This is a genomic window from Streptomyces sp. NPDC054872, assembly GCF_053610705.1.
Map to the genome: position 1 here is coordinate 31,605 of NZ_JBSGYY010000043.1, position 12,493 is coordinate 44,097.

General features: G+C 69.4%; 12 protein-coding genes. 8 read left to right on the forward strand and 4 right to left on the reverse strand.

Features of this window, described 5'->3' with window-relative positions; all coding sequences use genetic code 11:
* Nucleotides 1–106: 106 nt before the first annotated feature.
* Complete coding sequence (gene eno / locus ACWGIH_RS36340; protein ID WP_453449323.1) at nt 107–1,396, reverse strand: phosphopyruvate hydratase; 1,290 nt, start codon at nt 1,394–1,396, stop codon at nt 107–109.
* Between the two features lie 171 nt (nt 1,397–1,567).
* Between eno and ACWGIH_RS36345 the strand changes: the two genes are divergently transcribed.
* The 6 genes from ACWGIH_RS36345 (at nt 1,568) to ACWGIH_RS36370 (ending at nt 5,563) form a co-directional block, all read left to right on the forward strand.
* Nucleotides 1,568–2,011 carry a MarR family winged helix-turn-helix transcriptional regulator gene (locus ACWGIH_RS36345; protein ID WP_453449324.1) on the forward strand — a complete coding sequence of 148 codons (444 nt, stop codon included), beginning with the start codon at nt 1,568–1,570 and terminating at the stop codon, nt 2,009–2,011.
* 341 nt (nt 2,012–2,352) lie between these two features.
* On the forward strand, nt 2,353–2,796 hold the full coding sequence (locus tag ACWGIH_RS36350) for an STAS domain-containing protein (RefSeq protein WP_453449325.1): 444 nt from the start codon (nt 2,353–2,355) through the stop codon (nt 2,794–2,796).
* 77 nt (nt 2,797–2,873) lie between these two features.
* On the forward strand, nt 2,874–3,485 hold the full coding sequence (locus ACWGIH_RS36355; protein ID WP_453449326.1) for a response regulator: 612 nt from the start codon (nt 2,874–2,876) through the stop codon (nt 3,483–3,485).
* 47 nt (nt 3,486–3,532) lie between these two features.
* The gene (locus ACWGIH_RS36360; protein WP_453449327.1) at nt 3,533–4,597 is read left to right on the forward strand and encodes a PAS domain-containing sensor histidine kinase; all 1,065 of its coding nucleotides are present in this window, start codon (nt 3,533–3,535) and stop codon (nt 4,595–4,597) included.
* On the forward strand, nt 4,594–4,998 hold the full coding sequence (locus ACWGIH_RS36365; protein WP_453449328.1) for a response regulator: 405 nt from the start codon (nt 4,594–4,596) through the stop codon (nt 4,996–4,998). The genes ACWGIH_RS36360 and ACWGIH_RS36365 overlap by 4 nt, the downstream gene beginning before the upstream one ends.
* Before the next feature lie 91 nt (nt 4,999–5,089).
* Nucleotides 5,090–5,563, forward strand: coding sequence for an ATP-binding protein (locus ACWGIH_RS36370; RefSeq protein ID WP_453449329.1), 474 nt, complete (start codon nt 5,090–5,092; stop codon nt 5,561–5,563).
* Between the two features lie 31 nt (nt 5,564–5,594).
* Here ACWGIH_RS36370 and ACWGIH_RS36375 read toward each other — a convergent pair whose 3' ends face one another.
* Entirely contained in the window at nt 5,595–6,815 is a 1,221-nt protein-coding gene (locus ACWGIH_RS36375) for an FAD-dependent monooxygenase (RefSeq protein ID WP_453449330.1), read from the reverse strand.
* Nucleotides 6,815–8,224: an MFS transporter gene (locus tag ACWGIH_RS36380; RefSeq protein WP_453449331.1), complete on the reverse strand. Its 1,410-nt coding sequence runs from the start codon at nt 8,222–8,224 to the stop codon at nt 6,815–6,817. The genes ACWGIH_RS36375 and ACWGIH_RS36380 overlap by 1 nt, the downstream gene beginning before the upstream one ends.
* A 169-nt stretch (nt 8,225–8,393) precedes the next feature.
* On the opposite strand from ACWGIH_RS36380, the gene ACWGIH_RS36385 reads away from it, so the two are divergent.
* Together ACWGIH_RS36385 and ACWGIH_RS36390 are read left to right on the forward strand one after the other, a co-directional pair.
* Nucleotides 8,394–9,035: a TetR/AcrR family transcriptional regulator gene (locus tag ACWGIH_RS36385; RefSeq protein WP_453449332.1), complete on the forward strand. Its 642-nt coding sequence runs from the start codon at nt 8,394–8,396 to the stop codon at nt 9,033–9,035.
* Between the two features lie 312 nt (nt 9,036–9,347).
* Nucleotides 9,348–10,670: an MFS transporter gene (locus tag ACWGIH_RS36390; RefSeq protein WP_453449377.1), complete on the forward strand. Its 1,323-nt coding sequence runs from the start codon at nt 9,348–9,350 to the stop codon at nt 10,668–10,670.
* Nucleotides 10,671–10,706: 36 nt separating this feature from the next.
* On the opposite strand, the gene ACWGIH_RS36395 is transcribed toward ACWGIH_RS36390, so the two are convergent.
* Complete coding sequence (locus tag ACWGIH_RS36395; RefSeq protein ID WP_453449333.1) at nt 10,707–12,344, reverse strand: amidase; 1,638 nt, start codon at nt 12,342–12,344, stop codon at nt 10,707–10,709.
* Nucleotides 12,345–12,493 lie beyond the last annotated feature (149 nt).

Sequence of the window (12,493 nt, forward strand, 5' to 3'; positions counted from 1 at the left end):
CCCGCCCGCCCCGGGTGAAGCCACGCTGGCGTCGGCGCACCTATACGAGGGTCTGCTCGACCCGCCTGACTGATGATTCGGGTTCCGGCGCGCCGACCGGCCGGGCTCACGCAGCGGCGTACCCGTACACCGCCGACTCCCCCAACTCCTCCTCGATACGGATGAGTTGGTTGTACTTGGCCGTGCGGTCCGACCGGGACAGCGACCCCGTCTTGATCTGTCCGCACCCCGTGGCCACGGCCAGGTCCGCGATGGTCGTGTCCTCCGTCTCGCCGGAGCGGTGCGACATGACCGCCGCCCAGCCGGCCCGTCGCGCGGCACCTACCGTGCCGAGTGCCTCGGTCAGCGTCCCGATCTGGTTGACCTTGATCAGGACCGCGTTGCCCACCCCCGTACGAATGCCTTCCCGTACCAGCGCCTCGTTGGTGCAGAAGACGTCGTCCCCGGTCAGCTGACACCGCTCCCCCACCCGGGCCGTCAGCTCCCGCCATCCGTCGTGGTCGTCCTCGGCCATCGGGTCCTCCACCGAGACGATCGGGTACGCGTCGATCAGCTTGACGAAGTAGTCGACCTGCTCGGCGGGCGTACGCCGCACCCCCTCCCCCACGTACTCGTACACGCCGCCCCGGTAGAACTCCGACGACGCCGGGTCCATGACGAGGCCGATGTCCGCGCCGGGCCGGTACCCGGTCCGCTCGATCGCGGCCATGACGAAGTCCAGCGCCTCCTCGGCCGTACGCAGCGCGGGCGCGAAGCCGCCCTCGTCGCCGACGGCGGTGGAGTGGCCGGCGGCCAGCAGATCGCGGCGGAGGGTGTGAAAGACCTCGGAGCCCATCCGGACGGCCTCCGCGAAGGTCCCCGCACCCACCGGCGCGATCATGAACTCCTGGAAGTCCAGCGGATTGTCGGCGTGGGCGCCCCCGTTGACGATGTTCATCATCGGCACCGGAAGCACGCGGGCGTCGGCGCCGCCGAGATAGCGGTACAGCGGCTGCCGGTGCGAGAGGGCGGCGGCCTTCGCCGTGGCCAGGGACACCCCGAGCAGGGCATTGGCGCCGAGCCGCGCCTTGGCGGGCGTGCCGTCGAGCGCGACGAGCGCGACATCAAGGCCGGCCTGGTCGTCGGCGTCGCGCCCGGTGACGGCATCCGCTATCTCGCCGTTCACATGAGACACGGCCCGGTCGACGCCCTTGCCGTGCCACCGCCGAGGGTCGCCGTCGCGCAGCTCCACCGCTTCACGGGCGCCGGTGGAGGCGCCGGAGGGAACCGCGGCGCGGCCCAGCGATCCGTCGGCGAGGACGACGTCGACCTCGACGGTGGGGTTGCCGCGACTGTCGAGGACGGTGCGGGCGGTGACGCCTCGGACACTGGTCGGCTCATCTGTATGTGCGGGCATGGGAGTTCCTTCCCGTTGTCGCCTGCCGGGCCGCGGCTGCGACGACGCTGGCGCTCGGCCCGACACGTCGAAACAATACAGCATTGCTGTTCAGTTCAGCTGTTCAGTTCGGCTGTTTAGCCATGCTGTTCAGTTCCGCTGCACGACGGCGGTTCCGGGTTAAAGTGCCCTATGCCCACCCCGCAAGCCGCCAACGTCGCCGCCGAACTGCGCACCGCGATGGGCAAACTCACCCGGCGCGTGAAGCACGAGGACCGGATTCCGCACGGGCAGGTCGCCGTACTCGGCGTCCTGGACCGCGACGGCGCCATGACCACCAGCGACCTCGCGACCGACCAGCGCGTACGCCCGCAGTCGATGGCCCGCGCGGTCGGCCTCCTCCTCGAGCAGGGCCTGCTGACCCGCACGGCCCACCCCACGGACGGCCGCAAGACCCTGCTCGGCCTGTCCGACGCGGGCCGGGCCGCGCTGGAAGCGGAACGCGACCGCAGGGCCGACTGGCTGGCCCAGGCGATCGAGGCCGAACTCACCGAGCAAGAGCGGGAGTTGCTCGCGCGCAGCACGGCCCTTATGGAACGGCTGGCCGCTCGCCACGGCGCGTCCGAGCACCCCTGAGGATCATTGGTCGACCAGCCCGGGGACTGTGCTGGGCGCGCCCCCGCGAGGATGGCGCTGACGGTCATCGCGCACTCGACCCTCCAGGCGCCACCGTCCGGCATTCACCCGTCCCGCGGCGCCCGTGCCCCGCACTGCCCGCTGCCGTCAACCTCCGCTGACGCGTGTTGACTTCCGCACCTAGTGCAGATTCACTAGAGCGCAACTGATGCCCTCGCACTATGAGGCTATGAGGTAGTGATGCCGCAGCTGACAGCAGGAGAGCCCTCCGCGGTAAGGGATCGCGGGATCGCATCGCGCGCGTACGCGCCGCACGTGAGCATGGGGAGGCACGGAACGCTGTGACCTTCCATCCCTTCACGTCGCAAGCCGTCGTTCTCTCCGGCCGCGCCCGGGTGACACTCTCCGGTGAACTCGACTTCGACACCGCGCCCAGCGTCCTCGAAGCGGTCGCCGCCTGCCTGGCCAAGCGGCCGACGAGTCTCTGCCTCGATCTGACCGGCATCTCCTTCTGCGACTGCGCCGGTCTGAACTCCCTGCTGACGGCGCGGCTTTCCGTCCTTCAGGCAGGCGTGGATCTTCTCGTCGAAGGCGTCGGAGCCCAGTTGGCGCGACTCCTCTCCCTGATCGGGGCCGACGATGTCTTCACCACCGACGCCATCTTCACCGAGGGGGATACATCCACGGACGCGGAGACCGCTTCCCGCGCTTCGGATTCGGCCGCAGGCTGCCGCGCCACCACGGCGTCCGCCGACAAGTCGCCGCTCCGGGACCTACTGGCATGATCGTGCAGTCCGCCACCTGCAAGGATGCACCGATGCCCTCATCTCCCCCGCCCAGCCGTCCGATCAGAATCTTGTTGGTGGAGGATCACGACATGGTGGCCGAGGCCATCCGCCTCGCCCTGGAGCGGTCGCCTGATCTGCAGATCGTGGGCCACGCGGCATCGGTCGCGTCGGCGCTGGCGGACGCGAAGCGATGCGAACCTGATGTCGTGCTGATGGACCGACGCCTGCCGGACGGCGATGGGGTCACCGCCATCGCCGACCTGCTCGCACTCAAGCCGGAAGCCCGGGTACTGGTCCTGGCGGCCGAAGGCAGCGCATCGGTGGCCGCGCGCGTCGCGGAGACGGGCGGGTCCGGCCTGATCCTGAAGGCTCGCGGCCTGAGCGAACTGGAGGATGCCGTACGCCGGGTGGCAGCGGGTGAGGTGGTGTTCAGCCAGGAGCTGCTGGGCGACGTGCTGGGACGGCTGGCCGGCAGAACGCCCAGCCTGGGCGCGAACCTGACTCCGCGGGAGCGGGAAGCCCTGCAACTGCTGGGGCAGGGCCGCACCACCGCCGAGATCAGCGATCAGCTGGGGGTCGCTCTCAACACCGGGCGCAACCACGTCCAGCGGGTCCTGGAGAAGCTGGGAGCACGTTCCCAGCTGGAGGCCGTGACGATCGCGCGACGTGAGGGGCTCCTCACGTGACGCGGGAGCCGCGGCAGCAGAGACACGCGCGGAAGCAGGCGGCTCCGATGTCGGACGCCGCGTTCACCCTCCTGGTTCAGGGCGTGCTGGACTACGGCATCTTCATGCTCGACCCGCAGGGCCACATCATCAGTTGGAACGCGGGAGCGGAGCGGATCAAGGGATACCAAGCGGAGGACATCGTCGGACAGCACTTCTCCGTCTTCTATCCGCCCGAGGACCAGGCTTCCGGCAAGCCCCAATGGGAGTTGAAGACCGCCGTGGCCGACGGCAGGCTGGAGGACGAGGGGTGGCGCGTCCGCAAGGACGGCTCTCGCTTCTGGGCGAACGTGGTCATCACCGCCCTGTGGGACGAAGAGGGTGTACTGCGGGGATTTGGCAAGGTCACCCGTGACATGTCGGAGCGGCGGGCAGCGCAGCACGCGCTCAGCGAGCGTCGACGCTTGTTCGACCACCTGGTCCAGGCGCAGGAAACGGAACGACGCCGCATCGCGTGGGATGTCCACGACGACTCCATCCAGGCCATGGTCGCCGTCGGGATGCGTCTTGAGCTGCTGGCGGATCAGGTGCCGGAGTCGCACGCCGCGGAACTGCAGCGCCTGGACGCATCGGTGCGCGAGGCGATCGGGCGCCTGCGCAGCCTGACCTTCCGGCTGCATCCGCCGGGGATCGACAGGCATGGCCTGGTGGACGGCCTTTCCAGCCACCTGGCCGACGTCGTGGGCTCCTCCTGGGGCATGCCCTACTCGTTCGAGCACCACCTGGATCGTGAACCCTCACCCGAGACAGCCATCACCATCTTCCGTATCGTCCAAGAGGCATTGCTGAACGTGCACAAGCACGCGCGTGGGAGCAGAGTCGACGTCCGTGTCGCGTCCGCCGACGGGGGCATCGTGACGCGTGTCGTGGACGACGGAACCGGCACACCGATCTCCCAGGACAGCGCCCGTGACCACTTCGGGGTCATCGAGATGCGGGAGAGAGCCGAAACGGCCGGCGGCTGGTGGTCCATGCACGGCCGGCCCGGCACGGGCACGACCGTCGAGTTCTGGGTGCCGAACCCTCTCCCCTTTCCGCCGTCGCCTGCGGCATCACCGGACGACGCGCCGTGACCGCGGCGACTCCCGCGGACGACTGCCCCCGTCCACCGCTCCGCGTCGTCCTGTGCGATGACAACGCGCTGCTCCTGGAGACCCTGAGCGAGGTCGTGGAGGCACAGCCCGACTTGGAGGTCGTGGGCACCGCGCGCGACAGCGAGCAGGCGCTGCGACTCGCCGCCCACCATCAACCGGATCTCGTCGTCCTGGATGTCCGCTTCCCCGGCGGCGGCCACGTGGTCGCCAGAGACATCGCCCAGTGCTCCCCGGCCAGCCGGATCGTGGCGTTCTCCGCGTACGACGACAAGGGCTCCGTCGAGCAGATGCAGAACGCGGGAGTGGCCGAGTACGTCCTTAAAGGTGCCAGCAACAGGGAACTTCTCGCGGCCTTGCGCCGGGCGGCCGCACCACGATGAGCCGACGCCCCCCGGGGGGCGGGATTAAGCGGAACTATGGGGGTAGTCGGCCCCCATGAGGCCGGGCTGATCGAGGAGCAAGGCGGACTGCATGGACCAGACAGCGGACGACGGCGGCCAGCCGTCGGCAAGCGACGGATCCGTGTCGGTCTCCCAGCTGTTCGAGGGCAGCGAGGGGATCGCACGCGCGCGGCATCTGGCCCGTGACTTCCTGTCAGACCTACGATCCGTTCACGGGCTCTCCGTGTCCAGTCAGGCCATGGGGATGGTGGAGCTGGTGGTCAGTGAGCTGGTGACCAACGCCCGCAAGTACGCACCAGGGCCCTGTCTGCTCGCCCTCGCGGTGCACGGAGCCGACATCGAGGTCACCGTACGGGACAGCAACTCCGTACTGCCCGCGGTCTCGGCGCCGGATCCGAGCCGCCTCGGACAGCACGGTCTGGAGGTCGTGCAGGCCGTGTGCCGGAAACTTCGGGTGGACCGGGAACCGTCGGGCAAGCGCATCACCGCGGTGCTCGGCCTGGCCGATGGCTTGGGCGGGAGTCCGGCCCACGGCCACGTGTGAGTTGATCCCCCCCCGCTTGGCGAACGGAGCGTCACCTCGTGGGCACAAATTCGGGCAGGGTGAGAGCCGTGTGCGCCCGTCGGCCCTGGTTCGCGGGCATGGCGCTGAGGTTGCGCAGCATAGTGTTGCGCTGGGCGAGGGCACGCGTCGTGGTGGGGAAGAGTGTGGCGTCGCCCTTGCCGATCTGTCCCTGGTTCGCGGTCACGAAATCGCGGGTGCTGTGTTCGTAGGCGGCAAGACCCGCGGTGGCGTCCCGGTCGGCCAGTGAAGCAGCGAGCATGTACGCACCGACGAGCGCGAGACTGGTGCCTTGTCCGGTGAGGAACGAGGGTGCGTACGCGGCGTCGCCCACCAGTGCGACCCGGCCGCTGGACCAGCGTGGCATGCGGATCTGGCTGACCATGTCGCAGTACAGGTCGTCCGTGTCATGCAGGGCGGCGATCATTGCTGGCACCTCCCATTTCGCGTCGGCGAAGACCGAGGCGACCAACTCCCTTTGGGTCCCTGGGTCACCGAGCGCGTCGAAGGGAGGTTCCGGTCGGGCGAAGTTCAGGAAGGCGTGCACTTCGGCCGCGTCCTCCACGGCGTAGAGAGCGGCGGCTCTGCCCGGGGTGTTCCACATCATGACCTCGTGGGAAAGGTCGAGGGTGTTGCGCATGGTGAACACGGCGAAGCAGTAGCCGAGGTATCGGTGGAATTGTTCCTCAGGGCCGAACAGCAGCTTCCGGGTACGTGAATGCAGGCCGTCCGCGCCGAACACCATGTCGAACGTACGCCTGCCGCCCCCGCGGAAGGTGACGTCGACCCCGTGGCCGGACTGGTCAAGGGTCTCGATGGAGTCGTCGAACAGGAATTCCACGTCGTCACGGATTGCCGCGTACAGAGCGCCGGTCAGATCCCCGCGCCGCACCTCGATGTCCTCTCCCCTGACGCCGCCGGCGACGGTGTGCGGGTTGATCGCGGCCACCTTGCCGCCGTCCGCGTCGAGGAAGGTGATGCGGCGCGTGTCGATGTGCGCGTCCCGCAGCTGGGGCAGGATGCCCATCCTGCGGACGACCTCCAGTGCGGTGCCGCGTATGTCGACGGGATAGCCGCCGCTGCGTGGTGTGAACGCCTTCTCCACCACCGTGACCGCGTATCCGTGGCGGGTCAGCCAGAACGCGAGGGCGGGACCCGCGATGCCGGCCCCCGAGACCAGGACCTCACGGCGCGGCTCCGTACGGCTGTCCGTCAACTTGTCGGTGTGGGTCATCACTTGACTCCTTTGCCCATGGTGCGGATGTTCATGGTGCGGACGACGAGCAGGGACAGTGCCGTCACGGTGCCGGCGATGACGAAGCCGGTGACGAAGGCCGATTCGGTCGGGTCGTCCATTCCGGGGCGGGTCCCCGCGGTGAGGATGGCGCCGGAGATCTGGGCGCCCGCGGCGAAGCCGATCACGCGTGTCACCAGGACCAGGCTGGTGGCGGTGCCGGTGTTCTCGTGATCGACGGAGGTGGCGGTCTTGATGACCATCGCCGTGATGCAGACACCACTGGCCAGGGCGATCAGCGCCTTGCCGACGGTGAGCTGCCAGACCTCGGTGTGCAGGAAGGCCAGGGCGAGCAACGTGGTGGCCATGACGCCGATTCCGGCTGCCACCACGGCACTTGAGCCGAAACGCCGCGCCGCGGCCCCGCCCAGGGGTCCGCTGATCGCCCCCGCGATGGCGCCGGGCAGCAGATACCGCCCGATGTCGGTGGAGCTTGCCGCGAAGCCGTACCCGTCGGCGGACACCGCGAACAGCTGCGGAACGAGATACATCGCCACCGAGGTGCCCAGGCAGACGGCGAAGGTGACGACGTACGAGCTCCAGATCGCGGGCTTGGCCAGCAGCTGCAGATCGACCATGGGTGAGGGTGACCGGCGTTCGACGGCGACCCATCCGGTCACCAGGAGGGCCAGGAGCACGACGAGTGCGGCGAGCGCGAACGGCCGGCTGCCGACCTCGGGCGCCATCGAGAGCCCGAGCATGAGGGTCAGCAGAACGCCGCTCAGCAGGACCAGTCCGGGCCAGTCGATCCGGGCGTCCGAGCGGGCCGGCGGATCATTCGGCATCAGCTTGTGGACGAACAGCGTCGCCACGACGATCGCGATCGTCGGTATCGCGAACATCCAGTGCCGGGAAAGCCCTTCGGCGATGGGCCCGGCCATCAGCGTTCCCAGCATGCCCCCGCCCACGAACAGCCCGCTGACCACCCCGATGGCCACCTGGGACTCCCCCGTCGACAGGTGCTTGCGTACCAGGATGAACGAGAGGGGCATCGCGCCGACCATGGCGCCTTCCAGTACCTGGCCGAGCAGCAGCACCGGCAGGTTCGGTGCCAGCGAGGAGACCAGACCACCGGCCGCGACCACCGCCATCAGCCGGAGCATGACCCGTTTCCCGCCGTAGCGGTCACCGAGGCTGCCCGCGACGGGCGTGACGAGCGCACCGGTGATGAGCATGGTGATGCTGAGAAGTGCCCCTTGGGCGGGGCTCATTGATAACTCGCGTTGTAACAGCGGGAGCGTCGGTGTCACCACCGACTCCAGGGCCCCGGTGGCGGCTGCCAGCGCGCCGAGGGCCGCGATCGCGGCCCTTCCGATGCGGACTTGGGGCGCCAGGGTTGTGGCGGTCATGAACTTCCCTTCCCTCATTGCCGGGTGAGCGAGATGGGGTGGTGGGGTTCGACGCGGACGCAGGGCTGCCGCCTCGCCGATGACACCGCCCGAGGCACCTCCCCCGAGCGGTCTCCCCAGACCCAGAATTACACTACACCGTGTAGTAAAGTCGCGTTAAGATACGGCCATGCCAACCACGAAGACACTGCGCGAGGGGTCCACGAAGAAGCGGGCCGCCATCCTCTCCGCGGCCCGGGAACTGTTCCTCGCCGACGGCTTCGACCGCACCAGCGTCGACGCGGTCGCCGCCCGGGCCGAGGTGTCCAAGCGGACGGTCTATGACTACTTCGGCGACAAGCAGACACTGCTGCAAGCAGTCGTCGACGGCGTCGGCCAGTCACTGATCACCACGATCCGGCGCATCCTCGACGACACCCTCACCGACCCCGCCGACCTCGCCGGAACCACCGACCTGGAGGACGTGCTGGTCACGTTCTCGATGCGCATCGCGACCGACATGCTCGGCTCAGCGGAGTACGCCACCCTGCAGAGGCTGGTCCGCACGCAGACCGGCCAACTGCCGGACGGCGGCGAGAACTCCATGGCCGACGCCCCCGAGGAGGCACTCGCCGAGCGGTTCGCCGCCCTCGCCGATGCCGGCCTGCTCGACGTCCCCGACACCCGCCTCGCGGCCGACCAGTTCATCGCGTTGACCTTCAACGTCGCCCTCAACAGATTCGGTTCGGCGAACGCCGCGGAGGACACACGGGTCCAGCCCCTCATCGTCGAGGGAGTGCGAACCTTCCTGCGGGCCTACCAGGCCAAGTAGAGCTGCCAACTGCCGAGTAGTCCGGACGGGGGCCCACCGAGGCGGACGCCCCCTCGGCCCCGGTAGCATCATCGGCATGTCTGCTGCTTCATGCGCGGCCGCTTGTGCCGCGGTGACGAGGACGCTCCGCTAGCGGCGGGGCGTTCGTCTCACACCTCTTGAACGATCCGTCGCTCCGTGGTCGTACCGGAGCGGCACGCTCGTGCTGCTCCGAACTCCCCCTGAGTAACGGAGCACTCAGTGTTTTCAGGCATTCTCTTCTCGCGCCGGGGCCGGACGGCCCCGGCGCGTGCGTGGCTGCTGCTGTGCTGCATGGCCATGCTGCAGTTCTTCATCGCGGTCGACGTGACCGTCGTCAACGTCGCCCCGCCCTCGATCGGCGCCGACTTCGGCGTCGACGGTCACGCACTGACCTGGGTCGTGGTCGGGTACACGATCACGGGTGGAGGGCTGCTGATGCTCGGCGGCCGGCTGGGCGACGTCCTTGGCAGGCGCCGCATTCTCCTGCTCGGCACCACTCTCTTCGGAGCCGCGTCCCTGATGGCCGGACTCGCTCCCTCTCTCGCCCTGCTGGTAACGGCCCGGTTGCTGCAGGGAGTTGGCGAGGCGATCACGCTTCCGGCAGCGATGTCAGTGATCGTCCTCCTGTTCCCCGAGGGGCCGCGCAGGTCCCGGGCACTGAGCGTGTGGGCGGCCGTCGCCAGCTGTGGTCTCGTCCTCGGCTTCGCACTCTCCGGCATCATCATCGAGCTGTTGGGCTGGCGGTGGATCTTCCTGGTGTCCGTGCCTTTCGTCGCGGTCGTGATCGCCGCGGTGGTCTTGCTCGTGCCGGGTGAACGACCGGCCGGCTCGTCACCGGTGGACCTTCTCGGTTCGCTCCTGCTGGTCGCCGCTCCGCTGCTGTTCACCCTTGGGGTGGTCGAGGCCGGGAAGGCGGACAGCCCCCTGCCCTGGCTGCCGCCGACGGCGCTGGCCGGTGCGGTGGCGGCCGGGGCCCTGTTCATCAGGACCGAGCGCCGTTCACGTAACCCGGTCGTGCCACTGCGCATCATCCACAACCGGCCGCGCATCCTGGCCAACCTCGCCACCGCGTTGCTGAGCGCGGCGCTGTCCGCTTCCTTCCTGCTGTTCACGTACTACCTGCAAGACCGCCTGGACACCGGGCCGCTCCAAGCCGGCCTGACCATGCTGCCGTTGGCGGTGTTCCTGGTCGCGGCGTCGGTACTGGTTCCTCGCCTCGTCGAGCGGTGGGGCGCCCGCAGTTGTGTCCTGGCGGGGATCGGCTTCACCATGCTGGCGATGGCAGTCATCGCTCTGGTCTCCTGCCGCGGCTACGGCAGCCCGGCCCTGATTCCGGCGATGCTGCTCATCGCCGCCGGGATGGGCTTCGGGCTCGTAGGGCTGCAGTACATCGCGGTGACCGGAGTGACCGAAGACGACGCGGGCATCGCCTCCGGTGTCCAGCGAGCCGCCGACCAACTGGGTGGTGCCACCGGGATCACTCTCTACGTGGGCGTCGGGTTCGCTCCCGCCCTGGACGGCACCGACCCGTTCCTCACCGCCGGCTGCCTGGCCGTCGCCGGGCTCACCGCGGCCGCGCTCGTCACCTGGAGGATCCCCACGCCCACCAAGTAGCCCTTCCTGGCCGGTGACCCCACTCCCCCTGCCGCCTCACTGCTGCGGCGCACCGGACCCGACCGTCGGCAGGTAACGCGGTGCTCGCCAGGCCTTCAGCCGGTCCTCCACCGCGGCCCCCACGGACAGGAGTTTGGCGTCCTGGCGGTCGCCGGCCATCAGGAGCAGGCCGACCGGCAGTTCGTTGACGGACCCGGCGGGCACCGAGAGGGACGGGTATCCGGCAACGGCTGCCGGGGTGGAGGAGGGGATGACGTCGTTGTCGCCGCGCGCGCAGTCGGTGGTCCAGGCGGGCGGATTCGTGGGCGCGGCGATGGCGTCCAGGCGGTGGGCGGACATGGTCTCGTCGATGGAGCGCCGTGAGAGGTCCTTCAGTTCGGCGCGCATCGCCCGGTAATCGGGGTCGGTGGTGGGCGGCGCGGCGAGGGCCTGCTCGAACAACTCCTGTCCGGCGAAGCAGGTCTGTTCCTCGGGGTGAGCGCGGTTGAACTCGATCAGCTCGGCGAGGTCACGGGGCCCCTTGCGCGTGCCGAGGTAGGCGTCGATGTCCCGGTGGAACTCGCTGAGCAGCGCCGGGAACTCGAGCTCGGCCAGCCGTGCCTGGTACGGGGGTGTCACCTCGACGACCACCGCTCCGGCCTTGCGCAGCTTCTTCGCCGTACGGGTCATCACCGCGTCCACGTCCGTTCCCAGCGAGGGCAGGCGCCACAGGCCGATCCGCTTGCCGCGGAGGCTGGGGGCCGCCTGGTCAGCCGTCGCGTTCTCGGCCGGGAAGCCTGACGAACCGCGGTGACTTGGGCGGTCCGGGAGGGAGCCGGAGCGGGCACCGTCTCGCGAGCTCTGGCGCTCGCTCAGCACTGAGAGCGTGAGCGCGGTGTCGATGACGTTGCGCGCCATGGGCCCGGCCGTGTCCTGCTCCGCGGAGATCGGCACCACGCCTGACTGGCTGACCAGGCCGAGGCTGGGCTTGTGGCCGACGACACCGTTCATCCCGGCCGGGCACACGATGGAGCCGTCCGTCTCCGTGCCGATCGCCACCTGCGACAACGACGCGGCGAGCGCGGCGGCGGAGCCGGAGGACGATCCGCACGGATTGCGGTCGAGCACATAGGGATTCTTGGTCTGGCCGCCCACCGCCGACCACCCCGATGTCGGCTTCGCAGCACGGAAGTTGGCCCACTCGGACAGATTCGTCTTGCCGAGAATCACCGCGCCGGCCTTCCTCAACCGGGTCACCAGCGCGGCGTCGGCGTCGGGCGGGCTCCCGGCGAGCGCGAGCGACCCGGCCGTCGTCGGCATGTCACGGGTGTTCACGTTGTCCTTGAGCAGAACGGGGATACCGTCCAACGGCCCAAGGGTCTTCCCGCGTCGGTGGCGCACATCGCTGGCCGCCGCCTGGCGCAGGGCCGTCGGGCTGGTGCGCAGCACCGAGTGAATCTTGGGATCGACGTGCGCGATGCGCCGCAGGTAGGCCCTGGTCAGCGCCGACGAGGTCAGCGATCCGTCCCCCATGCGCGCCTGTAACTCCGGGATCGTCACCGTGTCCAGGTCGACCCCGGGAACGTGAGGCGACCCGGTCGGCGGTGATGAGCTTTCGGTGGAATGCCCGGCGGTCTGCGCACCGGCATGCGGCACACCTGTCAGAAGGGACCCCGCGACGAGGGCGGCGGTCATTGCGGCAATGCTCCTCTTCCCCATGCGGCCCAGCGGACTACAGCAGCCGCGTCCGGCGCAAGGGGGCCGGGGGGTCAGGTACTTCGCGAGCTGAGAAGGCGGCTTCGAACGGGCTGCGGGCTCCGGGCTGCGGACTGCGGACTGCGGAC